The 26,292-nt window shown below is 70.8% G+C and carries 21 protein-coding genes; 6 read left to right on the top strand and 15 right to left on the bottom strand.

All coding sequences use genetic code 11. From position 1 onward, the window contains the following. Positions 1 to 19: 19 nt before the first annotated feature. The 4 genes from ACZ5VQ_RS05265 to ACZ5VQ_RS05250 all read right to left on the bottom strand — a co-directional run bounded on the left by ACZ5VQ_RS05265 (position 20) and on the right by ACZ5VQ_RS05250 (position 3,950). Complete coding sequence (locus tag ACZ5VQ_RS05265; protein ID WP_469103767.1) at positions 20 to 331, bottom strand: TadE/TadG family type IV pilus assembly protein; 312 nt, start codon at positions 329 to 331, stop codon at positions 20 to 22. 104 nt (positions 332 to 435) lie between these two features. Beyond that, the gene (locus tag ACZ5VQ_RS05260; protein WP_469103766.1) at positions 436 to 2,052 is read right to left on the bottom strand and encodes an AAA family ATPase; all 1,617 of its coding nucleotides are present in this window, start codon (positions 2,050 to 2,052) and stop codon (positions 436 to 438) included. A gap of 152 nt (positions 2,053 to 2,204) precedes the next feature. Beyond that, positions 2,205 to 2,918, bottom strand: a complete 714-nt coding sequence (gene cpaB, locus ACZ5VQ_RS05255) for a Flp pilus assembly protein CpaB (RefSeq protein WP_469103765.1) — start codon at positions 2,916 to 2,918, stop codon at positions 2,205 to 2,207. Positions 2,919 to 3,074: 156 nt separating this feature from the next. Further along, positions 3,075 to 3,950, bottom strand: a complete 876-nt coding sequence (locus ACZ5VQ_RS05250) for a hypothetical protein (RefSeq protein ID WP_469103764.1) — start codon at positions 3,948 to 3,950, stop codon at positions 3,075 to 3,077. Between the two features lie 377 nt (positions 3,951 to 4,327). Here ACZ5VQ_RS05250 and ACZ5VQ_RS05245 point away from each other — a divergent pair, with 377 nt between their 5' ends. Further along, on the top strand, positions 4,328 to 6,016 hold the full coding sequence (locus ACZ5VQ_RS05245) for a chitinase (RefSeq protein ID WP_469103763.1): 1,689 nt from the start codon (positions 4,328 to 4,330) through the stop codon (positions 6,014 to 6,016). A gap of 34 nt (positions 6,017 to 6,050) precedes the next feature. Here ACZ5VQ_RS05245 and ACZ5VQ_RS05240 read toward each other — a convergent pair whose 3' ends face one another. The 4 genes from ACZ5VQ_RS05240 to ACZ5VQ_RS05225 form a co-directional block, all read right to left on the bottom strand. Beyond that, positions 6,051 to 7,481 carry an Nramp family divalent metal transporter gene (locus ACZ5VQ_RS05240; protein WP_469103762.1) on the bottom strand — a complete coding sequence of 477 codons (1,431 nt, stop codon included), beginning with the start codon at positions 7,479 to 7,481 and terminating at the stop codon, positions 6,051 to 6,053. A 222-nt stretch (positions 7,482 to 7,703) separates the two neighbouring features. Beyond that, complete coding sequence (locus tag ACZ5VQ_RS05235; protein WP_469103761.1) at positions 7,704 to 8,177, bottom strand: ATP-binding protein; 474 nt, start codon at positions 8,175 to 8,177, stop codon at positions 7,704 to 7,706. Between the two features lie 163 nt (positions 8,178 to 8,340). Next, on the bottom strand, positions 8,341 to 9,300 hold the full coding sequence (locus ACZ5VQ_RS05230) for an anti-sigma factor RsbA family regulatory protein (protein ID WP_469103760.1): 960 nt from the start codon (positions 9,298 to 9,300) through the stop codon (positions 8,341 to 8,343). A 142-nt stretch (positions 9,301 to 9,442) separates the two neighbouring features. Next, entirely contained in the window at positions 9,443 to 12,229 is a 2,787-nt protein-coding gene (locus ACZ5VQ_RS05225; protein WP_469103759.1) for an ATP-binding protein, read from the bottom strand. 629 nt (positions 12,230 to 12,858) lie between these two features. Between ACZ5VQ_RS05225 and ACZ5VQ_RS05220 the strand changes: the two genes are divergently transcribed. Beyond that, positions 12,859 to 14,235 carry a M14 family metallopeptidase gene (locus tag ACZ5VQ_RS05220; protein ID WP_469103758.1) on the top strand — a complete coding sequence of 459 codons (1,377 nt, stop codon included), beginning with the start codon at positions 12,859 to 12,861 and terminating at the stop codon, positions 14,233 to 14,235. 69 nt (positions 14,236 to 14,304) lie between these two features. On the opposite strand, the gene ACZ5VQ_RS05215 is transcribed toward ACZ5VQ_RS05220, so the two are convergent. The 5 genes from ACZ5VQ_RS05215 to ACZ5VQ_RS05195 all read right to left on the bottom strand — a co-directional run bounded on the left by ACZ5VQ_RS05215 (position 14,305) and on the right by ACZ5VQ_RS05195 (position 19,186). Beyond that, complete coding sequence (locus ACZ5VQ_RS05215) at positions 14,305 to 14,976, bottom strand: hypothetical protein (RefSeq protein ID WP_469103757.1); 672 nt, start codon at positions 14,974 to 14,976, stop codon at positions 14,305 to 14,307. Positions 14,977 to 15,034: 58 nt separating this feature from the next. Further along, the gene (locus ACZ5VQ_RS05210) at positions 15,035 to 16,627 is read right to left on the bottom strand and encodes a GntP family permease (protein WP_469103756.1); all 1,593 of its coding nucleotides are present in this window, start codon (positions 16,625 to 16,627) and stop codon (positions 15,035 to 15,037) included. 194 nt (positions 16,628 to 16,821) lie between these two features. After that, on the bottom strand, positions 16,822 to 17,235 hold the full coding sequence (locus tag ACZ5VQ_RS05205) for a RidA family protein (protein WP_469103755.1): 414 nt from the start codon (positions 17,233 to 17,235) through the stop codon (positions 16,822 to 16,824). Further along, positions 17,232 to 17,996, bottom strand: coding sequence for an IclR family transcriptional regulator (locus ACZ5VQ_RS05200; protein WP_055618584.1), 765 nt, complete (start codon positions 17,994 to 17,996; stop codon positions 17,232 to 17,234). The genes ACZ5VQ_RS05205 and ACZ5VQ_RS05200 overlap by 4 nt, the downstream gene beginning before the upstream one ends. After that, the gene (locus ACZ5VQ_RS05195) at positions 17,993 to 19,186 is read right to left on the bottom strand and encodes a sugar kinase (protein WP_469104067.1); all 1,194 of its coding nucleotides are present in this window, start codon (positions 19,184 to 19,186) and stop codon (positions 17,993 to 17,995) included. The genes ACZ5VQ_RS05200 and ACZ5VQ_RS05195 overlap by 4 nt, the downstream gene beginning before the upstream one ends. A gap of 214 nt (positions 19,187 to 19,400) precedes the next feature. Here ACZ5VQ_RS05195 and ACZ5VQ_RS05190 point away from each other — a divergent pair, with 214 nt between their 5' ends. Continuing rightward, on the top strand, positions 19,401 to 20,690 hold the full coding sequence (locus ACZ5VQ_RS05190; protein ID WP_469103754.1) for an amino acid deaminase: 1,290 nt from the start codon (positions 19,401 to 19,403) through the stop codon (positions 20,688 to 20,690). A 9-nt stretch (positions 20,691 to 20,699) separates the two neighbouring features. Next, the gene (locus ACZ5VQ_RS05185) at positions 20,700 to 22,325 is read left to right on the top strand and encodes an N-acyl-D-amino-acid deacylase family protein (protein ID WP_469103753.1); all 1,626 of its coding nucleotides are present in this window, start codon (positions 20,700 to 20,702) and stop codon (positions 22,323 to 22,325) included. A 15-nt stretch (positions 22,326 to 22,340) separates the two neighbouring features. On the opposite strand, the gene ACZ5VQ_RS05180 is transcribed toward ACZ5VQ_RS05185, so the two are convergent. After that, positions 22,341 to 23,255: a S1 family peptidase gene (locus ACZ5VQ_RS05180; protein ID WP_469103752.1), complete on the bottom strand. Its 915-nt coding sequence runs from the start codon at positions 23,253 to 23,255 to the stop codon at positions 22,341 to 22,343. A gap of 314 nt (positions 23,256 to 23,569) precedes the next feature. Next, on the bottom strand, positions 23,570 to 24,301 hold the full coding sequence (locus ACZ5VQ_RS05175; RefSeq protein ID WP_469103751.1) for a hypothetical protein: 732 nt from the start codon (positions 24,299 to 24,301) through the stop codon (positions 23,570 to 23,572). Between the two features lie 125 nt (positions 24,302 to 24,426). Between ACZ5VQ_RS05175 and ACZ5VQ_RS05170 the strand changes: the two genes are divergently transcribed. Then, positions 24,427 to 25,638: a pyridoxal phosphate-dependent aminotransferase gene (locus tag ACZ5VQ_RS05170; RefSeq protein ID WP_469103750.1), complete on the top strand. Its 1,212-nt coding sequence runs from the start codon at positions 24,427 to 24,429 to the stop codon at positions 25,636 to 25,638. Between the two features lie 113 nt (positions 25,639 to 25,751). Next, positions 25,752 to 26,180: an SCO4983 family protein gene (locus ACZ5VQ_RS05165; protein ID WP_469103749.1), complete on the top strand. Its 429-nt coding sequence runs from the start codon at positions 25,752 to 25,754 to the stop codon at positions 26,178 to 26,180. The last annotated feature ends 112 nt before the right edge of the window (positions 26,181 to 26,292 follow it).

The following is a 26,292-nucleotide window of genomic DNA, read 5'->3' as shown; positions in this document are numbered from 1 at the left end:
CGGTCAGTCAGTCAGTCGGTCAGTCGTCGGTGGGCATGGTGGCGTCGCGTTGCACGGTCACGGCGGGCAGGAGGGGGATGACGGCGGGGACCTGGACGGTGACCGACGCGGTGGTGAGGTCCGGGCCCTCGGCGGGCGACACCGCCGGGTTGAGCCAGCCGCTTACCGCGGCCTGTCCCGCCGCGGCGCCGTCCTCGCCCTGCGAAGCGGCCCGCGCCGCGGCTCGCGCCGCCGTACCGGCCTGGTTGATGCCGTAGCCGATGAGGCCGAGTTGGATGGCCGCCATGCCGACGAGGAGGAGGATGGGGAGGAAACCGGCGAACTCCAGCATGGATACGCCTCGGTCGTCGCCCCGGAGGCGTTTCGCGAACCTCCTCAGGAGGCGGGTCGGAAGGCGGTTCGGGAGGCGGTTCGGGAGGTGGTTCGGAAGGCGCTTCATTCGTCGTTCCCTTCCAGCGCGGCCCCTGCCTCTGCGTTGACCGTCCAGTTCACGTCGAAGCCGGGGAAGAACAGGGGTACTTGGGCGGTGACCGTGGCTTTCATGACCGGTCCGTCGGGGGCGCAGCCGATCGCGGTGCCGTCCCAGGCGCCCGGGAGGTTCTCGCCGCCCGCTGCGGCGCAGGCACCCGCGACATCGCCGTCGACCGCGTACGCCGCCGTCGCGGCCCGCGCCGCCTCGTCCGCCGCGTTCCCCGCGAGGGAGTACGTGTAGCCGTACAGCACGCACTGCCACAGGATGGTCATCACGACCAGCAGGATGGGGAACATCCCGGCGAATTCGAGGGTGACCGCTCCTCGGTCGCCGCCCTTGCGGCGCAGGGACAGCGCGCCCCGGTCCGACGACGTCTTACGGCGCCGGCCGCCGCCCCCGCCCTCCTGCTGGACCACCAGATCCAGCTCGCCCGCCAGGGCCCAGAGCGCCTGCTTGACCGTGGAGCGGGCGTCCAGGTCCTGCATGCGGCCGGCGTCCACCACCGACTGGAGCTCCTTGAAGGCGGCGGGCACCGTGGAACGGGCGACCTTGGTGCCGGTGACGCGTTCGACGAGGGAGGGCTGTATCTCCGTACCGCGGGAGAAGCGGTTGACGACGGTCAGGGTCTCCTCGGCCTTGCGGATCTGGAGGCGGTCCCACATGCGGACCATGCGTTTGGCGGCGCGGACGGCGACCACGTCGGGGGTCACCAACAGCAGTGCCTGGTCGGCCAGTTCGACGGCCGCGGCGTTCGCGGCGTTCAGCTGGGCGCCGCAGTCGACGACCACGACCTCGTAGCGGGAGCGCAGGGCGGCGAGGACCTGGCGGGCGACCCGGTCGGTGATCTCCTCGCCGCGCTCGCCCTCGGCGGGGGCGAGGAGGAGGCCGAGTCCGGTGTCGTGGGTGTAGACGGCGTCCTGGAGCACGCGCGGGTTGATGTCGCTGATCCCGGCGAGGTCGGCGATGGAGCGGCGGAACTGCACGTCCAGGTACGAGGCCACGTCCCCCGACTGGAGGTCGAGGTCGAGCAGGGCCACGGAGCGGCCCGACGCCTGGGCGGCCAGGGCGAGCTGGACCGCGGCGACGGTGGCGCCGACGCCGCCCTTCGCGCCGGTGACGGTGACGACCCGGCCGCCGGGGCCGGTGTACAACTCGGGTGTGCCGCTGCCGAGATGGCGCCGCATGCCCATGGACCAGGCGGCGGCCGCGTGGACGCGTTCGGCGAGGGCGTCGTAGCCGAGGGGCAGGCCGATGATGCCGCGGGCGCCGGAGTCCATGGCGGCGGTGAGCACGTTGGTGCTGGTGTCGGCGGTGATGAGGACGACACCGACGGCCGGGAAGCTCAGCACCAGGTCGCGGATGACGTCGAGCGCCGGTACCGGGCCGATCCGCTCGTGGACCAGGACGACCTCGGGCAGCTCGTCCAGGCAGTCGGCGGCGAGGCGGGCCAGGGTGTCCAGCAGGGCCGTGGTGTCCGCGACGGGCGGCGCGGGTTCGGCGTCGGCGAGCTGGCTCAGCAGGGTGCTGAGCGCGCGGGCCGAGTCGATGTCGCCGACGGCGGGCAGGATGCGGATGGTCATCGGCCGGTCCCTCGCCCCGGCCCGGCGGGCTCTCGGCGCGGCCTGCCGGAGTCCCGGCCCGGAGTGCCCGGACGGCCCGGCCTGCCCGGCTCTCGGTCCGGCCTGTCCGTCCCTCGGCCTGGCCACGTGGGGGCTGAGCGCATCACGGCCTCCTACTTGTCCTCGTCGAGGGTGTACGTGCGGTCGCCGGGGGCGACGGTGGCGTCGGTGCCGCCCGCGACCAGCGCCAGGCGGACGTGTTCGGCGAACGACTCGGCGTACGCCACGCGTTGGGCGTCGGCGGTGTCGAGGGCGAAGGTGATCGGGACCGCCTCATTCGCGGTGCGGCGGCGGTCGTTGCTGGACTGGCCGGGATCGAGGGCGGTCAGCTTGCCGACGTCGATGACGCGGGCGTTCTCGACGATGACCTTCGACTGGTCCTTGCCGTTGTCGGTCTCGTCCTTGAACGTGGCGTAGATGTTGACCCGTGCGCCCGGGTTGATCTTGCCCGCCACACCGGTCGCGGCGTCGATCATGATCGCGATCTCCTGCTGGCCGGCCTCCAGCTCGGGCCGGTCCACGATCATGTCCTTCTGGAGCAGCGAGCCCTTCTCCAGCCGGGTGACCGCGATCTTGCCGCGGATCTCGGAGAGATTGGTGACGGCGGTGGACGAAAGCCACCGCTCGGGCATCGAGACCTTCTCGAACTGGTCGGACGTCAGCTCCCGGTAGGGCGCGACGTCGTCCTTCAGGCGGTACGCCGCGACCTCGGGGCCGACCTTCGAGTTCACGTCGCGGATCACCGAGAGCACTCCGGCGAAGGCGCCCAGGGCGCACAGGGCCGAGAGGACCAGCAGGATGACGCCGCGGCGCTGGCGTGAATTCATGACGCGGACAACCTCGATCGGGGGGGCGGGGACAGCGGGGTCGAGCGGTTGTGCCTGGCTGTTTCGTTCTGCGTGCCTGGTGCTGCGTGCCTCGTATCTCGTTCTACGTGCCTGTTGTGCACCGTTATTCAGGTGTACGTACATGACTTACGTGGTTTACGAAGCCCCTCGGGGCAGGGCACGTACCGGAGAAGCTGCCCGCACCGTGGCCCTCGGAAGCTCCTGGGGCGGTGGCAAAGGTGCCGCACAGAATCCGCAGCGGTCGCCGATGAGTTCAAGACCGCACCAGTGACACTCCTCGCGCCGCACGGACGAGACGAGTTGGTACAGCACGGACACGTCGTAGAGCCCGGCGGCGAACTCGGCGACCTTGCCCGTGCCCCACCAGCGTGCGGACTCGGCGGGCAGGGGCACGGTCGTGACGCCCTGGACGCGCCAGGCGGGCGCGAGCGTCCCGGTGAGCCACTCGGCAGGCAGTTGTCCGGCCGCGACGAGCATCCGCGTCCCGAACTCGGGCCCGGTGAGCTCCTCCTGGCCGACGCGGACCAGCTGGGGCCGCGGATTGGCCAGTACGGCGAACTGGGCGCCCGGCACCCATGACTTGGCGTGCGACTTCAGGGACACGGGGATGCGGTCCAGCTTGGCGACCGAGCCGAGCAGGGCACCCGCGTAGATGTAGTGGGCGAGCAGCCGCGCGGAGGAGGCGAGCACGCCGGGGCTGAAGTCGCAGACGGAGAGCTGGCGCAACTGCTGGGCGAGCAGGGCGAGTCCGAGCGGTGGCAGGTCCAGGCCGAGCAGCGCGATGCGGTCGCTCTCCAGGACGGAGCGCACGGCGTGCAGGCGCCGGGTGACGTCACCCGGTGTGGAGGCCGGGTACAGCGCGATCACATACCCGTGCTGCTCGATGAGGGCATGCATCCCGGTGAGGGAGCTTTCGAGGCTTTCGAGGGGCTGGACGGCGGCGGGCGGGGTCTGCCGGTCGTGCGGTGGGAGCACCAGATCGGAACTGGTGACGGCTATCGCGGTCGGCACGCTGCACACCACCCCGTTCACTGCGGCGGGGTGGTCAACCACCGCCTCAGATCGCCCCTGATTTCGCCATCAAACTTTCACGGAGGAACGCGAATTCGTCACTGTGCGCCCTTCCGCAACTGCACCTTATCCACGGCATGGGCCGCTCAACACCGGATCCGCGAGATCACCTCACACAAGGTGCGTAGATGATCCACACAGAGTGAGGCGCATATGCCTCAACTCGACGGTACGGCAAGGGCGTTGACCTCCGTCAGAGGTCTTGACAACCGGATTGGTCTGGACCACCTTGGACCTCCAGCGGTGGCCACCGTAGTCGTCCCCCACTTTTGACTCCCACTCCCCCACCGGAGGCCCCAGTGGACCGCGTACCAGGCATGCCCAGACGCAGACGGCCCTGGGCGGCAGCCCTCGCCACCGCACTCGCCGCGTCCGTCCTCTCCCTCGCCGGAGCCGGCCAGGCGTCGGCCGCCGACGTCAACAACACCAAGAACGCCGGCTACGAGTCGGGGCTCTCCAGCTGGACCTGCTCGGCGGGCAGCGGCGCCACCGTCTCCTCCCCCGTGCGCGGCGGCGCGTCCGCCCTGAAGGCCACGCCCGCCGGGCAGGACAACGCCCGGTGCAGCCAGACCGTGGCGGTGAAGCCCAACTCGACGTACACGCTGAGCGCGTGGGTGCAGGGCGGGTACGCGTACCTCGGGGCGAGCGGCACTGGTACGACGGACGTGTCGACCTGGACCCCGGACTCCTCCTCCTGGAAGCAGCTGACGACGTCCTTCACGACGGGCTCGTCCACGACCTCCGTGACCGTCTACACGCACGGCTGGTACGGACAGGCGGCCTACTTCGCCGACGACGTGTCCGTGTTCGGTCCCGACGGGGGCGGGGGCGGCGACCCCGATCCGGTCGTCCCCTCGACACCGGCCGGTCTGAACGTGGCGTCCACCAGCTCCTCCTCCGTCTCCCTCGCCTGGAACACGGTCTCGGGCGCGACCGGCTACAACGTCTACCGCGCCGGTACGAAGGTCCTCGCGGTGACCGGCACATCGGCGACGGTCACCGGCCTCGCCGCCTCCACCTCGTACTCCTTCCAGGTCACCGCGACGAACGCGGCCGGTGAGTCGGCGAAGTCGACGGCGGTCACCGGGACGACCAAGGCGAACTCGGGCGGCGGGACCGCGCTACCCAAGCACGCGGTGACGGGTTACTGGCAGAACTTCAACAACGGCGCTGCCGTCCAGAAGATCTCGGACGTCCAGTCCCAGTACGACATCATCGCGGTGTCCTTCGCCGACGCCACGACGACACCGGGCGCCGTGACCTTCAACCTCGACTCGGCGGGCCTCGGCGGCTACACCGTCGACCAGTTCAAGGCGGACGTCCGGGCCAAGCAGGCCGCGGGCAAGAAGGTGATCATCTCGATCGGCGGCGAGCGCGGCACGGTCGCCGTGAACGACTCGGCCTCGGCGACGAACTTCGCCAACTCCGTCTACACCCTGATGCAGACGTACGGCTTCGACGGCGTCGACATCGACCTGGAGAACGGCCTCAACGCCACGTACATGACGCAGGCGCTGCGGTCCCTGTCCTCGAAGGCGGGCTCCTCGCTGATCATCACGATGGCCCCGCAGACGATCGACATGCAGTCGACGTCGAACGCCTACTTCCAGACGGCCCTGAACATCAAGGACATCCTCACGGTCGTCAACATGCAGTACTACAACAGCGGTTCGATGCTCGGCTGCGACGGCAAGGTGTACTCCCAGGGCTCGGTGGACTTCCTCACGGCCCTCGCCTGCATCCAGCTGGAGGGTGGCCTCGCCCCGTCCCAGGTTGGCCTCGGCCTGCCGGCCTCGACGAGGGGCGCTGGCAGCGGCTACGTCTCCCCCAGCATCGTGAACAACGCCCTCGACTGCCTCACCAAGGGCACCAACTGCGGCTCCTTCAAGCCCTCCAGGACCTACCCGGACCTGCGCGGCGCCATGACCTGGTCGACGAACTGGGACGCGACGGCCGGCAACACCTGGTCGAACGCGGTGGGACCGCACGTGCACGGGCTTCCGTAGCCCTGGGCGGGCCGGCCCTGGTCGGATCCTCGGATCAGAAGAACTCCGACCAGGGCTGGTCCCAGACCTGCTTCACGCACAGGACGATGAAGATCAGGCCCGCGATCGTCAGCAGGGAGTTGCTCAGGATTCCGTTGCGCCATTCCGCGGGCGTGCGGGAGGAGTTGAGGAGCCAGACCAGCGTGAGGGCGAGGAAGGGGAGGAAGGCCGCGCCCAGGACTCCGTACAGGATGATCAGGCGGAAGGGCTCGCCCTGGAAGAGCAGGACGATGGGCGGGAAGGTCAGCCACAGGAGGTAGGCACGGAAGGGCCAGGAGCGCTCGCGGGCGCCGGAGGCCACCTCCTCGCCGGACGTCGTCCCCTCACCGGACGTCGCCCCCTGGCCGGACGTCACCTCGCCGGCCGTCGTCTTCCCGGCCGGGGTCTCCCCTTCGCCGGTCGCGCGGTCGGCCCGGTCCTTGCGGTAGCGCTCCACGAAGTCCGCGAACATCAGGCTCACGCCGTGCCAGACGCCGATCAGGGACGTGAAGGACGTGGCGAAGAAGCCGATGAGGAAGAACTTCGCGGTCGCCGTGCCGTACTCGTCCTCCAGGATGTCGCCGAGCTGGATGAGGCCCTTGTCGCCGCTCGCGATGGCCACGTTGGAGGAGTGCAGGAGTTCCGCGCCGACGAAGAGCATCGAGATGACGAAGATGCCGGTGGTGATGTACGCGACGCGGTTGTCCAGGCGCATCACCTTCATCCAGCCGGTGTTCGTCCAGCCCTTCGCGTTGACCCAGTAGCCGTACGCGGCGAGCGTGATCGTGCCGCCCACACCGCCGATCAGGCCGAGCGTGTTGAGGATCGAGTCCTTCTCGTCGGGGAGGACCGGGAGCAGGCCCGCGAAGGCGTCTCCGAGGTTCGGGGTGACGCGGATCGCCAGGTAGACCGTGACGACGAACATCACGCCGACCAGGACGGTCATGACCTTCTCGAAGACCTCGTACTTGTTGAACCAGACGAAGACCAGGCCGACCAGACCGGTCAGGACGGCCCACCATTCGAGGTCCATGACGTCCGGGAAGAGCGCCTGGAGTGGCAGGCCCGACGAGGACATGGCCGCGGCTCCGTAGACGAAGCCCCAGATCACGACGTACACGACGAAGAACCACGACGTCCAGCGGCCCAGGCTCGCCCAGCCGTCGAAGAGCGTGCGGCCGGTGGACAGATGCCAGCGGCCCGCCGCCTCGGCCAGCGAGATCTTGACGAGACAGCCGATGACGGCGGCCCACAGGAGTGTGTAGCCGAAGTTCGAGCCCGCGATGAGAGTGGCGACGAGGTCGCCGGCGCCGACGCCCGTCGCGGCCACCACGATGCCGGGGCCGATGTATTTCCAACTGGACTTGCGGGGACCGGGGAGGGCCTTCCCGGTGTCTCCCGTGGCCGTGCTTCCAGTGGTGTCCGCGTTCCCAGAGGTGTCAGCCATGCGGATCAAGAAAGCGTAAAGAGAACGGGGGCACAAGAGGGCGTGCGGCGATCGCCACCCGATGTGCACAGGTGAGGAGTGTGCGCAGGGAGGAGAAGACGTTCGGGCGGGCGGTCCTCGAGCAGGCAGACGTTCGGGCGGGCCCCGGCGGCTGGGCGCGCCACCGGGGCCCGGGCTGTGGTTCCGGAGGTGGACAACGGTTCGTCCGGAACTCGCGGGGCACTACGGCTGTCGCCGACCACAGTCGTCGGACCCGCACGTGCCGAGCTCGAACCAGAGGGTCCGGCCCGGCCCGTCCTGGTGGCAGCCCCAGCGCCTCGCGAGCGCATCCACCAGGAACATCCCGCAGCCGCCCACCGCGGTGCCCGCCCGGGACACCTCCGGGGGGCGGCGGCCGGCCTCGGAGACCTCGCAACGCAGGACTCCGTGCGCGGCCGAGAGGGTGAGGCGGAGGCGACTCGCCGCGTGTATCAGGGCGTTGGTGACCAGTTCACTGACGAGGAGCTCCGCCGTGTCGCTCTGTTCCGCGAGCCCCCAGCCCTCCAGCTGCCGCCTGACCTCCGCGCGGGCCTCGGCCGCCGCGACGGGACGGGGGTCGTACACAACGCTCGAGTGGCCTGCTCCCAGGGGTGGTTGGGGGTACCAGCCGTACGCGGCGTCGGGATCCGGAAGATGTCCTCCGGAGAGTTCCAGCATGTCCAAAGCTTCGGCTCCCCGCGGCTCGTGGACACGGGGAGGACTACCTGAATACCTACCTGAAAACGTGCGTTCGCACCGGTTACGGGGCACGCGGGTGCCTTCGCCGTACGGGGGGGCGTACGGGACCGTGCCGCGCCGGGTGTCCTGGGCACCCGCGCATTTACGCGTACTGGACACGGATCAGCGAGCCGTCGCCCGACTCCGCGTCCCGGATGTCGACGTACGCGCAGACCTGGCGGGTGAACCACAGTCCCTGGCCGGGGGCCGGGCCCTCGGCGGGTGGCGGGACGAAGCCGGCGAGCGGGTCGGTGATCCGCTCGGGGACGCGCAGCTCGCAGACACAGGCGGACGCCTCGCCCCACAGCAGGACCTCGGGGAGGGAGGGTGCGTGGATCGAGGGGCTGTACGGGGCCGCCGCCTCGGTGACCGCCCTCGCGAACAGGTTCGCGTCCGCGGGGGCGAGTCCGCGCGCCCGGGCCCGCTCGCGGAGGGTGTCGCGGTCCGGTGCGGTGAGGCGCTCGGCGTCCGGCGGCGGCGGGGGCAGGGCGACCGAGTCCAACTCGTGGACGAGGCGGGCCGGTTGCTCGTACACCGGCGTGTCGGGGTGCGCCCGGCGGGCGGCGTCGACGATGGCGGGGCCCGCGGTGCGGGTGTCGTACGCGCACAGGGCGGTCGTCGCGAACGGCGCGAAGAGGAGGTTGGCGAGCGACTCGTAGCGGATCCACTCGGTGGTCTCGCGCGCCGAACGCCCGGCGCGGCCGGCCCAGTGCGGCTCCATGAGGAGGTGGATGCGGCCGCCGGGCCCCGCGTTCGCGGCGAGGTAACCGGCGCTCTGGGCAACGGCGTTGGCCGCCGAGCCCGTGTACCACTCGGTGTGGGGCACGAAGCTGACGCTCTTGGCGTCGGTGCCCAGCGCGTCCCGCAGGAGGGCGAGTCTGCCGGGGTCGGCGATGGCCACGGGCGGCGGTTCCTCCGGTGCGGCGAGGCCCTCCGCGAGGAAGGGGAGCGCGGCCGCGACGAACGCGTCGTCGGAGCCGAAGATCACCATGCGGTGGTCGAACGCCCCTTGGGGCGGGGCTGGTTGAGCCGGTCGGGACGGCTTGGCCGATTCGGCGGTCACGAGGGTTTCCCTTCTGTCGTATCCACCTGGTTGTGGGTCCGTGTCCCACCTGGTCGTGGGCGGGCTGCCGGGCTGTCCGGCTGTCGGCGAACCAGCCGGCTGCGGGCGGGCGTCGGGGCGCCGCGGGCCCCGGGACCGGGGTTCAGCGGTGGGCGGAGACCCACGCCGCGATCTGGCTGCGGTTGCTGAAGCCGAGCTTGCCGAGGATGCGTTCCACATGGCCTTCCGCGGTGCGACGGGCGATCACCAGGCGGTCGGCGATCTGCTGGTTGCCGAGCCCCTCGGCGACGAGCTCGGCGACCTCTCTCTCCCGCCGGGTGAGCGAGGCGAGACGGGGGTCCCCGCGGCCGGAGTCCGGGGCAGGGCCGCCGTCGGCCCGGCGGGGGCCGGGGACGACCGGTCTCCCGGCTTCCTGAAGGGCGTACGAGACGATCGCGGTGAGCCCGAGCCCGCCGCCGCGCCGGTACGCCCGGTCGAAGACCCCCGGTCCGACGGCCGTCCGCACCCGCGCCTCGCTCTCCTTGCGCGCGGAGTTGTACGTCGTGGAGCCGAAGCGGTTGCCGTCGATGCCGGCCCAGACGCGGTCGGCGCCGCCGAGCAGGACGGCGGCGCGTTCATGGGCGCCGCGGGCGGCGGTGATGACCACCAGCAGGTCGAGGGTGAGGCCGATGCCGATGACGTCGTGCACGGCGAGCTTGCGGCGCAGGGCGTCACGGGCGTGCGGCTCCGCGCGGTCCCACTCCTTGCGCTCCGCGTACGCGAGGGCGAGGACGCGCAGGACGTACGAGCGGACCCATTCCTCGCCGTGCTCCTCGCAGAGGCGGTGGGCGTCCTCGCAGACCTGGACGGCCCGGTCGGTGTGGCCCAGGAAGGCGAGGCTGGCGGCGAGTTCGACCTGGTCGAGGACGGCGAGGCTGGGGAGCTGGCCGTCGACGGGGTTGCGGGCGACGGCGGCCTCGTAGTGCGCCAGGGCGGCGGGGAGGTCGTCGCCGAACAGGGCCATCAGGCCGAGCAGGTACTCCGCGTGCGCGACCTCGGCCGGGTCGCCGAGGCGGCGGGCCAGCGCGCGGGCGTCCTCGGCGCGGTCGCGGCCCCGGGTGAGGTCCTCGGGGCAGCCGGCCAGCAGGCCCGCGACCCAGAGTGCCCTGGCACGCTCCCGGGTGGGCTCGGGGTGCGCGTCGAGCGCGCGGTCCAGCCAGTACCGGCCCTCGCGGGGTGCTCCGCAGGCGTGCCAGTAGAACCACAGGGTCCCGGCGAGCCCGAGTCCGGCCCGGGCCTCGCCCGGCACGGTGAGGCTGAACTCCAGGGCGGCCCGCAGGTTGTCCTGGTCGGCCCGCAGCCGGGCCACGATCTCCCGCTGCCCCGGCCCGAACCACCTCCGCTCGCACTCCGCGGCCACCTCCTGGGCCCAGTCCCGCTGCCGCCGCCGGGCGGCCGACTCCTCCCCGGGCCGCTGCCGCAGCTTGTCGAGCCCGTAGTGCCGCAGCGTGTCGAGCAGGCGGTACCTGGCCGTGCCGGGGCCACCCTCCCTGCACAGCACGGACTTGTCCACGAGACCGGCTACGGCTTCGAGGACGTCCTGGGGATGTACGCCGATGCTCTTGTCGTCGCCCTTGCCGTGGCATTCGACTGCGCGCCCTTCTGTTTCCAGGACCGGGGCCGGGTGCAGGGCGGGGTCCGGGTGCAGGGCCGGAGCCGGGGCCGGATGCAGGGCCGAAGCCGGAGCCGGGTGCAGGGCCGGAGCCGGGGCCGGATGCAGGGCGGGGGCCGGAGCCGGAGCCGGGTGCAGGGCCGGAGCCGGGGCCGGATGCAGGGCGGGGGCCGGAGCCGGAGCCGGGTCCAGGGCGGGGACCGGAGCCGGAGCCGGGTCCAGAGCCGGGGCCGGGTCCGGGTCCGGGTCCAGAGCCGGGTCCGGGTCCGGGTCCGGGTCCGGGTCCAGAGCCGGGGCCGGAGCCGGGTGCAGGGCGGGGGCCGGAGCCGGGTGCAGGGCGGGGGCCGGAGCCGGGGCCGGGGCCATGCCCGTGTCGGTGTCCGCGCACACCGCCTCCGCTGCCTCCAGGTCGAAGCTCCCCGCGAAGACCGAGGCCCGTGCCCACACCAACTGCTCGGCCTCCGTGCAGAGTTCGTGGCTCCAGTCGACCGCCGCGCGCAGCGTCTGGTGGCGCGGCAGGACGGCCGGGCTGCCGGTGGTGAGGAGGCGGTAGCGGTCGTCTAGCCGGGCGACGAGCTGGTCGACGCCGAGGACGCGCATACGGACGGCCGCGAGCTCGATGGCGAGGGGCAGGCCGTCGAGGCGGCGGCAGAGGCGGGCCACGGCGGCCCGGTTGTCGGGGGTGAGCTCGAAGCCGGGGACGACGGCCGCGGCCCGGTCGGCGAAGAGCGCCAGGGCCGGGTAGGTCGCGGCGGCCGAGAGATCCGAGTCCGGGTCGGGCACCGGCAGGGGCCGTACGTCCAGGAGGTGTTCCTCCGTGAGGGCCATGCGGTGGCGGCTCGTCGCGAGGACCCGGACGCCGGTCGTGCCGTGCAGCAGCGCGGCCGCCAACTCCGCGCAGGCGGACAGCAGATGCTCGCAGTTGTCGAGGACCAGGAGCAGCCGACGGTCCCGCAGCTGCTCGACCAGCGTGTCCAGGGGCGGCTGTTCGGAGTGGTCGTGCAGACCGAGCGCGTCGGCCGCGGCCAGTGGGACGAGCGCCGGGTCGTGCAGTCCGGCGAGATGCGCGAAGCGCACGCCGTCCGGGAACGCCCGCTCGACCCGGGCGGCGATCCGCCCGGCCAGCCGCGTCTTGCCGACGCCGCCGGGTCCGGTCAGCGTGACCAGTCGTGCGGTGGCCAGCAGCCGCCGCCCCTCGGCCAGTTCGTCCCGCCGGTCGACGAAGCTGGTCGTCTCGACCGGTGGCTGATGAACCCTTCGCGGCGCTGATCCGCCCATGATCAGCCAGTCCTCTGGGTGTGAGACGGGAGCCGGAGTGGGTGGCTCCTCTTGCGCCGGTCCCCAGCTTTCCGGCTGCGCCTCGGCTTCGCACGCGCGCGTCACACCCGTGGGTGCACTTTGGGCGGGTCCGCGACGCGTCGGGTGCGGGCGCGTACACTGCCGGGCCGCATATATGCATTGCGCCCGGCGTGTGCGCCCTGCGCCGCCTGGCGTGTGCGCCCTGTGCCGCCCGACGTGCGCGCCCTGTGCCGCCCGACGTGCGCGGGCGCTCCGCCGGTGTCGCCAGGTACCTGCCGACCGGTAGGTGCCGGTCGCGCCCACGCGGCGGAGCCGCACATGTCACAGCCCCGCGCCCCTGAAGGCGCGCGGGTCGGCATCACGCATACCGGCCGGCGCGCGGGGAACGGGCGCCGACCGTCCGTCTCGTTTCGGCCGGTTCGAGCCGTCGGGTTTCGGCCTGGTCTTGACCCGGACATGCCATAGCCCCACGATGAGCGCCACACCCGCACACGGGGTCCTGTCGGCGCATTCGGCGGACAGCCCCGGCACGTCGCACCGATCCACCCCCCGCTCCACTCCCCACACTTCCGGTGATCCCGGAATTTCTGGAGAAACTAGGAGAATCAATGCGACTTAGCATCAAAGGCGGCGGCACACCCGCCGCACCCCCCTCACCCGGCAGACGCGGCCGACGCACCGCCGCCCTCGCCACGCTGCTCGCCCTGGCTCTCGCGGCCCCCATCGCCGCCACGACCAGCGCGACCGGTGCCTCCGGGGCGGCTCCCGCCTCCGACACGGACGAGATCCGTCAGTACGAGGTCCATGTCCACGGCAGCACCTCGGCCACCCGTACGGCGATCTCCCAGGCGGGCGTGTCGATCGACGAGGCCGACGAGGAGACCGTCGTCGTCTCGGGACGCGCGGCCCAGGCGAAGAAGCTGCGGCAGCTCGGCTACGAGGTCACGGCCCTCGGCTCGGCCCCCGACCGGTCGAGCACCGCGGACGTGGGCATCCTGGACTTCCCCTCCGCCGACTCCCGGTATCACAACTACGCCGAGATGAACACGGAGATCAACCAGCGCCTGGCCGCCTACCCGAGCATCATGAGCAAGCGCGTGATCGGGAAGTCGTACCAGGGCCGGGACATCGTCGCCATCAAGATCAGCGACAACGTCGCGACGGACGAGTCCGAGCCCGAGGTCCTGTTCACCCACCACCAGCACGCGCGTGAGCACCTCACCGTGGAGATGGCCCTCTATCTGCTGCGTGAGCTGGGCGCCGGGTACGGCTCCGACTCCCGCGTCACGAACATGGTGAACAACCGCGAGATCTGGATCGTCCCGGACCTCAACCCGGACGGCGGCGAGTACGACATCGCGTCCGGCGCCTACCGCTCGTGGCGCAAGAACCGCCAGCCCAACACCGGCAGTTCGTACGTCGGCACGGACATGAACCGCAACTGGAACTACCGCTGGGGCTGCTGCGGCGGCTCGTCGGGCTCGACGTCCTCCGAGACCTACCGGGGTACGGCGCCCGAGTCCGCGCCCGAGGTCAAGGTCGTCGCCGACTTCGTACGCAGCCGGGTCGTGGGCGGCACGCAGCAGATCAAGGCCGGCGTGGACTTCCACACGTACAGCGAGCTGGTGCTCTGGCCCTTCGGCTACACCACCGCGGACACCACGACCGGGATGACGGTCGACGACCGCAACGCCTTCGCCACGGTCGGCCAGAAGATGGCCGCCAGCAACGGCTACACGCCCGAGCAGTCCAGCGACCTCTACATCACCGACGGGTCGATCGACGACTACCTGTGGGGCAGTCAGAAGATCTTCGCCTACACGTTCGAGATGTATCCGGGGTCCAGCGGCGGGGGCGGCTTCTACCCGCCCGACGAGGTGATCGAGCGGGAGACCGCGCGGAACCGGGACGCGGTCCTGCAGCTGTTGGAGAACTCCGACTGCATGTACCGGTCCATCGGGAAGGAAGCGCAGTACTGCAGTTGAGTCACCTCGTATGAGGTGCGTGGGGAACTGCGGGGCCGTTGTGGCCCGTCACGCAGTTCCCCACGCCCTCTACGGGGCGGTCTCCTCGGCCTCTTCCGCTTCGGCTGCCGCTTCGTCTGCCTCTTCGGCGTCCTCGAAGTACGTGTCCAGGACCTCGTCCAGCTGGGTCTCCCACTCCTTGAAGCGGGACCTGGCCGTCGCCTCGATCTCGATCGGGTACCAGCGGCGGTCGGGGGTGTGCACCGTGATGGTGAACCGCTTCCCGAACCGCGGTGACTCGGTCTCGACCGCGCCGATCTCCTCCCATCGGAACTCGGCCTCCTGGTCGTCCAGGCGCAGCCGTACGCCACTGTGGTCGGCGACGATCTTCGCGCGGCGGTCGGAGGCCTCGAAGACGGGGCCGCCCTCGGGAGCCTCCTCGGGCTCCTCCGGGTCCTCGCTGGAAGGCTCCTCGCCGGAGGGCTCGTTGTTGGAAGGCTCGTCGTCGGAGGGTTCCTCCTCTGCGGCTTCCTTCTTGAGGTCCGTCTGCTTGGCAGGCGTCCGCTTCTCGGGGGCCGTCTCCTCCTTCGAGGCCGTCTCCTCCGAGGCGGCCTCGCCCGCAGGCGAAGCCTCCTCGACGGCCTCCGTCGGCTCGGCGTCCTTCGGCTCGGCGGGGCGCGGGCCCGTGATGCCGGGCACGAACGCCGGGTCGACCGCGGCGCCTTGCAGGGGCTGGATGTTGGGTCCTATGCGCTGCTCCACAGCGGGCAGTATGGTCGACGATCCTGTGCCAGGAACAGCCGGGCTCCGCTTCGTCCCGCTATATGAAGACGCTCAGCAGCGCCGCCATCGCGAAGCCCGCAACCGACAGCACCGTTTCCAGGACCGTCCAGGACTTGAGGGTGTCGCGTTCGGAGATGCCGAAGTACTTGGCGACGATCCAGAAGCCTCCGTCGTTGACGTGCGAGGCGAAGATCGAACCGGCCGAGATCGCCATGATGATCAGCGCCAGATGGGCCTGGGAGAGGTCCTGTCCCTCGACGAGCGGCACGACGATGCCGGCGGTGGTGACGATGGCGACCGTCGCCGAACCCTGGGCGACCCGCAGCACGACGGAGATCAGCCAGGCCAGCACGATGACGGGCAGGCCCACGTCGTTGAACGTGTCGGCCAGCGCGTCCGCGATGCCCGAGCCCTTCAGTACGGCGCCGAAGACGCCGCCCGCGCCGACCACCAGCAGGATGTTGCCGACCGGCTTCAGGGACGCCGTCGACACCGTCTCCAGCGACTTGCGGGACCAGCCGCGCCGGATGCCCAGCAGGTAGTACGCCATGAGCAGCGCGATCGTCAGCGCCACGAAGGGGTGCCCGAAGAACTCGATGACCGAGCGGAACGTCGACGGGTCCAGGGCGATGGAGGAGAACGTCGCGGCGAGGATCAGCAGCAGCGGCGTACCGATGATGAGGAAGACGGTGGAGAGGGAGGGCGGCTGCTCGGCGGGGTCCCCGCCCGGGCCTTCTGCGACGGCGACCGAACCGGAGCCCGTGCCTGCGCCTGTGCTCTTGACCGTGGTTGTGCCCGCGCCTGTGCCTGTGCCGTCGGTGGCTCCGCCGACCGCTGCCCGGCGCGCCGCGCGCTCCGCGGCGACCGCCGCCTTCGCCTCGTCCGCGGCCTCGACCATGTCCTGCGGTACGGGGACGAAGAGGCGCTTGCCGATCCAGGCGGCGTACGCCCACGCGGCGAGCACGGCGGGGATGCCGACGACGACGCCCATCAGGATGACCCAGCCCAGGTCCACCTTGAACAGACCGGCTGCGGCGACCGGGCCGGGGTGCGGCGGCAGGAACGCGTGGGTCATCGACAGGCCCGCGAGGAGCGGCATGCAGTAGAGCAGGATCGACTTGCCGGAGCGCTTGGCGGCCGCGTACACGATCGGCGCCAGGACGAAGATGCCTACGTCGAAGAAGACCGGGATGCCGAAGATGAGGCCGGTCAGGCCCATCGCGAGCGGGGCGCGCTTCTCGCCGAACAGGTTGAGCAGGCGGGCCGAGAGCGCCTCGGCGCCGCCGGACACCTCCAGGATCGCACCGAGCATCGTGCCGAGGCCGATGATGATCGCGACGTGGCCGAGGATGCCGCCCATGCCCGACTCGATCATCGAGACGGAGGCCGACCGCTGGACCGTGCCGAAGAGTTCGGTGACGGAGAGGCCGGCCGAGAGGCCGACGGCTATGGATACCGCGAGCAGCGCGACGAACGGCTGCAGTCTGACCTTGATGATCAGGACGAGGAGCAGGACTATGCCGAGGGCCGCGACCGTCAGCAGGCCTGCGGTGCCGTCGATGAGGAGGAGCAGGCCGCCTGTGTGGGGTGGCGCTTCCGGGGTGGGTGTGGCTGCGAGGAGCGATGACATGGGGAGGTCCTCTGCTTAAGGGCATGGTGTTTTTGGGCAGGGGGGATCGCTGTTCGGCGTGCGGGAGTTTTTGGGAGTGCGGGGTTTGTGGGGGTGCGGGGTTTGTGGGGCGGTGGTACTTGTCGCTGGCGGGTGCGGGTTGTCTGTGGCTGGTCGCGCCGTTCCCCGCGCCCCTGAAGGGCGCGGGGTGACGCTCAGTTGTCCAGTACCGCCAGCGCGTCGATCTCGATCAGCAGGCCCGCCGGGAGGCCCACGTACACCGTCGTGCGGGCCGCGGGGGGTGCGGTGAGGCCCTGCTCCTCGAAGTACGCGTTGTAGATCGCGTTCATCTCCGCGAAGTGGTCCACGTCCGTGAGGTAGACGCGGATCATCATCGCGTCGTCCCACGAGGAGCCGCCCTCTTCGAGGATGGCCTTGACGTTGGCGAGGGTCTGGAGGGTCTGCTCGCGCAGCGTCGGGCCGGCCGGCGTCGGCGGCTGTCCCTCCACCGCGGGCAGGAAGCCGACCTGGCCCGCGACCTGGAGAATGTTCCCCTTCCTGACGCCGTGCGAGAACTTGGCGGGCGGGGTGGTGTGGGTCTTGGGGGTGAGGGCGATCTTGTCGGTCATGAGCTGGTTTCCTTCGTCGGGGTCTTGCCTGAGTACTCGCCGCTGATGGCCGCCGCGGTACGGCGCACCAGTGGGAGCAGTGTGAGGAGTTCGTCGGCGGTGACGACTACGTTCGGGGCGGAGACGGACATGGCTGCGACGACTCGGCCGTCGGTGCCTCGGATGGGGGCCGCTACACAGTTGATGGACTCTTCGTGGCCGCCCAGGTCCGTGGCCCAGCCCTGGTCTCGTACCTTCTCCAACTCCCTCAGGAACGCCGGGGCGTTGGGGGTCGAGCGGGATGTGTACATCGGGTAGTCGAGTTTGTCGGCGAACGTGTGGCGCTCGGGTTCCGGGAGGTCGGCGAGGAGCAGCTTCGCCACCGCGGCGACCGTGATGGCGACCGGTTTGCCGATGCGGGAGTACATGCGGACCGGGTAGCGGCTCTCGACCTTGTCGATGTAGAGGACCTCGCCCTCCTCGTGCACGGCGAGGTGGACGGTGTGCCCGCACTGCTCGTTGAGGCGTACGAGGTGGGGGTGGGCGATCTCTCGTACGTCGAGGTTCTCCACGGCCTCCTGGGCCAGGGCGAACAGGCGGGCGCCAAGGCGGTAGCGCTGGTCGGACTGGCGGTAGACGAGGCCGTGTTCGTGGAGCGTGCGCAGGAGACGCAGGGCGGTTGACTTGTGGACGCCCAGGCGGTCGGCGACCTGGCCCAGGTCGGCGGGGCCCTCGGCTAGGAGCGGCAGGATGGACAGCGCTCTGTCGACGGTCTGGCTCATGGGGTGGGTACCTCCTCCTGGGCCCGGTCTGCGGTGTGCGTCCAGCCGGGGCCGAGTCGAAGTGTCCCCCACGCGTCGTCGTCCAGGGCGGCGAGGCGGTCGGCGTGGTCCCGGGAGGGGGGTGCGCCGAGGTCTCCGGGGTCGGTGAGCGCGGCGGCGGCCATGAGGTGGCCGTGGCGGAGGCGGGCCCGTGGGGGGAGTCCGCGGAGGGTCGCCGACAGGAAGCCGGCTGCGAAGGCGTCGCCCGCGCCTACTGGGGCGACCACGTCCACGTGGAGGGCGGGGACGAACGTGATGGTGTCGTGTTCGGCGTTCGACTGCCGCGCCGCGGTGGGTTCGCCCGCGCGTAGGGGGTGGGTCGGGTGCGCGCCGGGGGGTATCCGTCCTCGGTCTGGCGTGGAATCGGTTGCCTGAAAAGGGCTACGAGTCGACACGCCATCCGCTGCGGGCGGACACCCCCCGACACGCCCCCTCGCTTCCGTACGCGGGTGCGGGTGCGTGGGAGGTGCTGCCTCGAAGGCCGTGGCGCCTTGGCTGCCGGCCTTGACCACCAGTACGCGGGGTTCTGGAAGTGCGGCGCGGATCGCGGTGGGGCCGCCCGTGATGCCCCAGGCCTCCTCCGCCTCGTCCTCGCCGACGAATACGAGATCTGCTCCGCGGGCGAGTGCGAGGAGGGTGGCCCCTGCTTGGGGTTGGGTCGGCCAGAGACCTGCTCGGTAGTTGACGTCGAACGAGATCAGGGGGCGGTCGGGGGCGGGTGCCGTGAGGGTGGTCAGGAGGGAGCGGCAGTCGGGGGAGAGTGCCGCCGTGATGCCGGAGAGGTGGAGGATTCGGCCCGAGTGGACGGCCGCCATGTCCAGGGTTGCCCTGGACATGGCGGAGGCCGCGGAGCCCGTGCGGTAGTACGCCACCTCGTGGGCGTCGGTGGAGCGGTCGCTCGCCGTGCGGAAGTAGATGCCTGTGGGGCGGGTGGAGTCGCGTTGTACGGCGGAGGTGTCGACGCCGTATGCACCGATCGCCTCGGTCAGGTGGTCGCCGAAGCCGTCGGCGCCCACCCGGCTGACCCACTTCGCGGTGTGGCCGGCGGCGGCCAGTACGCAGGCCACGTTGGACTCCGCGCCGCCGATCGCCCGGTCGAAGGACGGCACGTCGGCGAGGCGGCCCGGGCGGGAGGGGAGGAACGTGACCATGGACTCGCCGAGGGTGACGACGTCCACGGCGGGCGCGGGGTGCGCGGCGACCGTGGGGGCGGGTCCGGTGGGGGTCACGATGGCTTGGGCTCCTTGGCCTCTGCGGGTCTCTGCGGCTCCGTTGACCCGGCGTTGGCCGAGATGTTAGACAGCAGTAAGCGCGATACGCAATGACTGTTGCAAGGAATGCAACGGCGAACATTTGGGAGGCTTCATGGCCGCCGATTCCGTCTCCGGCACCGGTGCGGAGCGTCTTGCCGCGCTCACGGACGAACGTGTCGACCACCGGTTCAAGGGGCTCCCGCCCGATGCCGACGGGCTCACGGTTGGTGAGCTGGCCGCTCAGCGCCGCAATCTGTTCAGTGGTGGGTTCACCACTCCGGTGCTCGCCCTGTCCGCCGAGCGGCTTGAGCACAACCTGCGGCTCATGGAGACGTACTCGGTCCGGCATGGGCTCGCCTTCGCCCCGCACGGCAAGACCTCCATGGCTCCCCAGCTTTTTCAGCGGCAGATCGAGCGTGGGGCTTGGGGGATCACGCTGGCCGTGCCTCATCAGGTGCGGGTTGCGCGGGCGTTCGGGGTCCAGCGGGTCTTTCTGGCGAATGAAGTGGTGGATGCCGCTGCTCTGAAGTGGGTTTCCTCGCAGCTCGACACCGATCCCGAGTTCCGTTTCGTCTGTTACGTCGACTCCGTGCGCGGGGTGGAGTTGATGGACTCCGCGTTGCGGGGTGCCGTTCGGCCCGTGGATGTCGTCGTCGAGCTGGCGGCCGGTGAGGGCGCCCGGACCGGTGTGCGGACCGAGGCGGAGTGTGCCGCCGTCGCGGATGCCGTCGGTGGTGTGGACACCCTGCGGCTGGTGGGTGTCGCGGGGTACGAGGGGGAGGTGCCGGACGCCGATTCGGAGCGGGTGCGTGGCTGGCTGCAGCGGCTTGTGGCTCTGGCCGTCGGCTTCGACAAGGACGGTCGTTTCGGGGGGCTGGATCAGATCGTGGTGAGTGCGGGCGGCAGCGCCTGGTTCGATGCCGTGGCCGATGTTTTCGCGGAGATCCCTGAACTGTCGGTGCCTGTCTTGAAGTTGCTGCGGTCCGGCGCCTACGTCTCACACGATGACGGGCACTACCGGAAGATCACCCCGTTCAACCGGGTTCCCGAGGAGGGGGCCCTCCAGCCCGCGTTCCGGCTCTGGGCCCAGGTCGTCTCCCGCCCCTCGGCCGAGCAGGCCTTCGTCAACGCGGGCAAGCGGGATGCCGCGTACGACCTCGATCTGCCCGAGGTGCAGGTCGTGCGCTCGGATGCGGGTGAGCGGTCGGCCGAAGGTGTCGCGGTCACTGCTCTGTCCGATCAGCACGCCTGGATTCGCACTGCCGAAGGGGCCGAACTCCAGGTCGGTGACTGGGTGGGCATGGGGCTCTCGCATCCCTGCACCTCCTTCGACAAGTGGGAGCTGATTCCCGTGGTGGAGCAGGACGGCACGGTCGTCGACTACATCCGCACCTACTTCTAGGAGCCCGCCATGATGGACCTCGTAGTGCGTGACGTGGAGGTTGTCGACGGGAGCGGAGATCCCTCCTACCGGGCCGACGTGGGGATCGAGGGCGGCAGGATCACGGCCGTCGTCCAGGAGGCCGCTGCCGCTGGGTGCCTGCGGCCCGTGGCCCGCCGTGTTCTGGACGCCGAGGGGCTCGTCCTCTCCCCCGGCTTCATCGACATGCACGCCCACAGCGACCTGGCCCTGCTCCGGGACCCCGACCACAGCGCGAAGGTCGCGCAGGGCGTGACGCTGGAGGTCATCGGGCAGGACGGACTGTCGTACGCGCCCGTCGACGACCGGACCCTCGCCGAGGTGCGCAGGGCGATCACCGGGTGGAACGGCAACGGGGACGACATCGACTTCACCTGGCGGTCGGTGGGCGAGTATCTGGACCGGCTGGATCACGGCTTCGGCGGCGAGGGCATCGCCGTGAACGCGGCCTATCTGATTCCTCAGGGGACGGTACGGATGCTCGCCGTCGGCTGGGACGATCGTGAGGCGACGCCCCAGGAGCTGGACCGGATGCGGCAGTTGGTCGCCGAGGGCCTGAGTGAGGGTGCGGTCGGGATGTCGTCGGGGCTCACCTACACCCCGGGCATGTACGCCAAGGACTCCGAACTCACCGAGCTGTGCCGGGTGGTGGCGGAGTACGGCGGCTACTACTGCCCGCATCATCGGTCGTACGGAGCCGGTGCCCTGGATGCGTACAGAGAGATGGTGGAGCTTACGCGCGAGGCGGGCTGCCCCCTCCATCTGGCCCACGCCACCATGAACTTCGGTGTGAACAAGGGCAGGGGGCCCGAGTTGCTGGCGCTCGTCGACCAGGCGCTCGCCGGTGGGGCCGACATCAGCCTGGACACGTATCCGTACACGCCCGGCTGTACGACTCTCGTGGCCATGCTGCCCAGTTGGGCGAGCGAGGGCGGCCCCGAGGCGATTCTCGCCCGGTTGAAGGACGACGAGGCCGCCGGGCGGATCCGCCATCACATGGAGGTGGTGGGCGCGGACGGATGCCACGGCGTTCCGATCGAGTGGGACACCATCGAGATCTCGGGGGTGGCCGATCCGGCGCTCGCGGAATATGTGGGCAGGACGGTTCAGGAGTCGGCCGACGCTCGTGGCGAGGCCCCCTGGACCACCGCGCGGCGGCTGCTCCTCGACGACGGGCTCGGCTCGACGATCCTCCAGCACGTGGGGCATGAGGAGAACGTGCAGGCGATCATGCGGCACCGCGTTCACACCGGCGGCTCGGACGGCATCCTGCGCGGCGACAAGCCGCACCCGCGCGCGTACGGCACGTTCCCGCAGTATCTCGGCCGGTATGTGAGGGAGTTGGGCGTTCTCGGTCTGGAGGAGTGCGTCTCCCATCTGACGTCACGGCCGGCGGCCCGGCTCCGGCTGCCCGACCGGGGGCTGGTCCGCGAGGGGTACCGGGCCGATCTGGTGCTCTTCGATCCGGCCACCGTGGCGGCGGGGTCGACCTTCGAGGATCCTCGCGTACTTCCGACCGGCATTCCGTACGTCCTGATCGACGGGCGGTTCGTCGTGGAGGACGGGCGGCGGACGGATGTGCTCGCGGGGCGGGCGGTCCGCCGGACTGCTCCGTGACCGCCCGCCTCGGGATCACGGCTTGGGCAGGGTGCACCCGCTCGCGCTCAGGTCGAGCTTGTTGTCGATACCGAAGCACGCCGGGATCTGGTAGGTCTCCTGGGCGTAGTTGATGCCCGCGCGGACGGTCACGTTGCCGCTCTCGTCGACCTCACAGGGGTTGTTGTCGGTGCAGCGGCCGCCGTCCTCGTTGCCGGTGTTGTTGACGGCGACGACGTTGCCGGTGGCGTTGTCGACGACGGGCGAGCCCGAGGTGCCGCCGATGGTCTGGCAGGCCGAGGTGTAACGGACCGAGTCCTTCCAGGTCCAGGCGCCTTCCTTGAGGCGGTAGGCGAAGCCGTCGACGTTGCAGGCGTAGGTCCGCTTCCAGTAGCCCGAGACGACCGTGATGGCGGTCCCGGCGACGGGGTGCGTGTCGTTCATCGTCAACGGGCTGATGTTGTACGAGCTCTTGATCTGCGCGTACGTGGTGGTGAGCTGGTACAGCGAGACGTCCGTGTCGGTCATCGTCGCGTACGCGATCTTGCTGGCGCGCAGGGTGGCGACCCGGGTGCCCGCGGCGTTGAGCAGGCCGAAGGTGCGGCTGGAGGCCTGGTCGACGATGACCTCACCGGCCGCGGGGAAGCCGGTCTCCAGACAGTGGCCGTTGGACATGACCATCGCCGGGTCGTTGTCCTCCGAGTCCGGGAAGCGGACGACGGAGCCCGAGCAGTTGCTGAGCGAGACGGTGCCGGCGAAGTTGACGGCCTGGACGGTCGGCGCGGTGATCCTGGACACGGCCGCCGTCGTGGACGTGACGGCGTCTCTGACCACCGACGTGGCGGTGTCCGTGTCCACGACGGCCGCGGGGTCGGGCGCCGCGACCGCGGGTGCCGCGCCCGCCCCGGCTATCACCAGGGCGAAGAGCGCGGCGCCGAGAGGCTTTCTCATGTGGGGGTCCCCTCATTGTGACTGGGGCGGCCGGAGAATCTCCGGCCGCCCACGGGTCTGTCATGCACATTGTGAAGCGAGAGGGGGGTGTGGGCAAGGAGCCGCTTCAGGCGCGGTGTTGGCGGATTCCCTCGCATTCCCGGGCTGCACCTGCCCACCCCCCGGCAAGGTGAACGTGAACGGGGTCGCCCCCCGGGAGCCGTGCGGCGGTCCGGCCGGCTCGGGGGCGGCCCGGCCGGTGCCGAGCAGGTCGACCTGCCGAGTCCTGCGGCCGCGTGGCTCCTCGTCCGGCGGCTGCTCGGGCCGGGCTGCGGTTACTTGGGCCCCTTGGTGCCACCCTGGCCGCGCCCCGGCTTACCGTCGGAGTTGCCCGGGCCCCTCGGGTTCGTGGTGGCGGTGGGTGTGGAGGGGGCCGAAGGTGTGGCGGGGGACTTGGCCGAGGGGTTCTCGGTCTCGTCGCCCGTCGGGGCGAGGCTCGCCGAGCCGCTCGGGTCCCCTGTGCGAGAGGCCCCCCCGCCGTCGGACGACCGTGCGGCGGGGGCTCCGCCCGAGGACTTGGCGTCCGTGGGCGACGCGGGATCCCCGGCCGTCGGGCTCGTGCGGTCCTCGTTGCCTCGCGCTCCGCCGTCCGACGGCCCGAAGGAGAACCCGGCCATCACGGCGGCCAGGGACACCGCGCCCACCGCCCCGGCGGCGACCGCCAAACGCCGTGACGTCAAGGCTCTGGGCTTCCGCCGGGAACGACGGCCGCCGACCCGGTGGCCGTCGCCCGGACGGTCGCCGACCGGGCGGCGATCTTCCGCTCCGGCTGCCACGGGTGGCAGCTCGCGGGTCTCGTCGTACGCGTTCTGCCAGCCGTGGGCAGTCGCCGGGTCGGCGTACTCGTCGTACGCCGGGGTCTCCTCGACCTGCGGGTGGTACACGATCGGCGGGACCACGGGCTCGTCGCCTTCCCGATGCACACCATGGGTGTCCGCCGCGCCGGCCGCGTTGTTCGCGGCGTTCGCGCCGGACACTCCGTTTTCGTTCTCAGGTGGCCTCGACATGGCCGCGCATTGTAGGGACGGGAGAGGCCGACGGGACAGCTACCGGCGATAACCACTCAAACCACCCGTCTCACGTGGTGGAAAACACGCCGCGGGAAGCGTTACCCGGCCGTAAGCTCACGGACATGCAGGTGATCCAGTCGACCAAGCTCGCCAACGTCTGTTACGAGATCCGGGGCCCGGTGCTCGAGGAGGCGATGCGGCTGGAAGCGGCCGGACATCGCATTCTCAAGCTGAACACGGGGAATCCGGCCGCGTTCGGGTTCGAGTGCCCGCCCGAGATCCTGGAGGACATCCTCCGCAACGTCTCGTCGGCACACGGGTACGGCGACGCGAAGGGCCTGCTGGCGGCGCGCCGGGCCGTCGTCATGCACAACCAGACCCTCGGCATCGAGACCGACGTCGAGCACGTCTTCATCGGCAACGGCGTCTCCGAGCTGATCGTGATGGCGATGCAGGGGCTGCTGGACGACGGCGACGAGGTGCTCGTACCGGCGCCCGACTACCCCCTGTGGACCGCCGCCGTGTCACTGTCCGGCGGTACGGCCGTGCACTACCGCTGCGACGAGCAGTCCGACTGGATGCCCGATCTGGCCGACGTGGAGCGGAAGGTCACCGACCGCACCAAGGCCATCGTGATCATCAACCCGAACAACCCGACGGGCGCGGTCTACGACGAGGAGATGCTGCGGGGGCTGACCGACATCGCCCGCCGCCACAACCTGCTGGTCTGCTCGGACGAGATCTACGACAAGATCCTGTACGACGAGGCCACGCACACGCCGACCGCCAAGGTCGCCCCGGACCTGCTGACGCTCACCTTCAACGGCATGTCGAAGGCGTATCGGGTGGCCGGGTACCGGGTCGGGTGGATGTCGATCTCGGGGCCGCGGGCGCACGCCGACTCGTACATCGAGGGGCTGACCATCCTCGCGAACATGCGGCTGTGCGCGAACATGCCGGGTCAGCACGGTGTGGTCGCCGCACTGAGCGGGCGGCAGACGATCAACGACCTCGTACTCCCCGGCGGGCGGCTGCGGGAGCAGCGGGACGTGGCGCACGCGCTGCTGACGCAGATTCCCGGCGTGACGTGCGTGAAGCCGAAGGGCGCGCTCTACCTCTTCCCGCGCCTCGATCCGAAGGTCTTCAAGATCAAGGACGACCGGCAGCTGGTGCTGGACCTGCTGCGCACCGAGAAGATCATGGTGGTGCAGGGGACGGGCTTCAACTGGCCGGAGCCCGATCACTTCCGGGTCGTCACGCTGCCCACGGCACGGGACCTGACGGACGCCGTGACCCGGATCGGCAACTTCCTGGACGGGTACGGCCAGCCCTGACACCCAATCGGTCACGCTCCGTGGTCACCCGGCCCGCTTTTCCGAACCGGCTCAACTTTAGACGAAATCCAAGCTAGGATGGTTTCCTGTCAGAGCACAGGAGGCCATCTCCCATGTACGAACCGATCCGCACCAAGTCGGTCCACACGATGGCCGGCACCGCCGACTTTCCCCATCGGTCGCGCGAAGAGGAGCTGGACATCCAGCTCGCCGGCCACCTCGCGGCACTGCTGGCCGTGACCGACGAGCTGCGCGGGATCGAACCGTCCGCCGAGCTCGACGTCGCCGCCGAGCGGCTGACCGGGCAGGTCGCACGTCTTCGCGGGGGCCGTCCGCCGGTCCGCGCGTCGGTGACCGGTGCCGGTACCACCGTCGAATCCGCCCAGGTCGCGGCGCTCCATGAGCGGGCGCACGCCCTCGCGGGCCGCGCCCTCGTCGTCGCGGCGTCCCGCGCGGACACGGCGGCCGCGATCCTGGCCGCCGAGCGCATGGACGCGCACACGGCGGCCACCGAGGCCCGCCGCACACTCACCACCCACTGAGCCTTCGGCTCCGGCCGAGCCTCAGGGCTCCCCGATCGGCCCCGGTCCGCGTGCACCCGCAGCGACGCGCGGACCGGGCGCCCCTGTACGACGAGGACGGCCGCACCTGAAC

The organism is Streptomyces sp. NPDC033178 (assembly GCF_055577685.1).
Note: the sequence above shows the minus strand (reverse complement) of the source record. Positions and strands in the feature narration are given on the sequence as shown.

Coding starts and splice junctions, on each gene's coding strand:
- ACZ5VQ_RS05165 (WP_469103749.1), top strand. CDS start 25,752: ATGTACGAACCGATCCGCACCAAGTCGGTCCACACGATGGCCGGCACC.
- ACZ5VQ_RS05175 (WP_469103751.1), bottom strand. CDS start 24,301: ATGTCGAGGCCACCTGAGAACGAAAACGGAGTGTCCGGCGCGAACGCC.
- ACZ5VQ_RS05245 (WP_469103763.1), top strand. CDS start 4,328: ATGCCCAGACGCAGACGGCCCTGGGCGGCAGCCCTCGCCACCGCACTC.
- ACZ5VQ_RS05225 (WP_469103759.1), bottom strand. CDS start 12,229: ATGGGCGGATCAGCGCCGCGAAGGGTTCATCAGCCACCGGTCGAGACG.
- ACZ5VQ_RS05220 (WP_469103758.1), top strand. CDS start 12,859: ATGCGACTTAGCATCAAAGGCGGCGGCACACCCGCCGCACCCCCCTCA.
- ACZ5VQ_RS05195 (WP_469104067.1), bottom strand. CDS start 19,186: ATGGTCACGTTCCTCCCCTCCCGCCCGGGCCGCCTCGCCGACGTGCCG.
- ACZ5VQ_RS05190 (WP_469103754.1), top strand. CDS start 19,401: ATGGCCGCCGATTCCGTCTCCGGCACCGGTGCGGAGCGTCTTGCCGCG.
- ACZ5VQ_RS05235 (WP_469103761.1), bottom strand. CDS start 8,177: ATGCTGGAACTCTCCGGAGGACATCTTCCGGATCCCGACGCCGCGTAC.
- ACZ5VQ_RS05170 (WP_469103750.1), top strand. CDS start 24,427: ATGCAGGTGATCCAGTCGACCAAGCTCGCCAACGTCTGTTACGAGATC.
- ACZ5VQ_RS05240 (WP_469103762.1), bottom strand. CDS start 7,481: ATGGCTGACACCTCTGGGAACGCGGACACCACTGGAAGCACGGCCACG.
- ACZ5VQ_RS05200 (WP_055618584.1), bottom strand. CDS start 17,996: ATGAGCCAGACCGTCGACAGAGCGCTGTCCATCCTGCCGCTCCTAGCC.
- ACZ5VQ_RS05260 (WP_469103766.1), bottom strand. CDS start 2,052: ATGACCATCCGCATCCTGCCCGCCGTCGGCGACATCGACTCGGCCCGC.
- ACZ5VQ_RS05185 (WP_469103753.1), top strand. CDS start 20,700: ATGATGGACCTCGTAGTGCGTGACGTGGAGGTTGTCGACGGGAGCGGA.
- ACZ5VQ_RS05265 (WP_469103767.1), bottom strand. CDS start 331: ATGCTGGAGTTCGCCGGTTTCCTCCCCATCCTCCTCCTCGTCGGCATG.
- cpaB (WP_469103765.1), bottom strand. CDS start 2,918: ATGAATTCACGCCAGCGCCGCGGCGTCATCCTGCTGGTCCTCTCGGCC.
- ACZ5VQ_RS05180 (WP_469103752.1), bottom strand. CDS start 23,255: ATGAGAAAGCCTCTCGGCGCCGCGCTCTTCGCCCTGGTGATAGCCGGG.
- ACZ5VQ_RS05205 (WP_469103755.1), bottom strand. CDS start 17,235: ATGACCGACAAGATCGCCCTCACCCCCAAGACCCACACCACCCCGCCC.
- ACZ5VQ_RS05210 (WP_469103756.1), bottom strand. CDS start 16,627: ATGTCATCGCTCCTCGCAGCCACACCCACCCCGGAAGCGCCACCCCAC.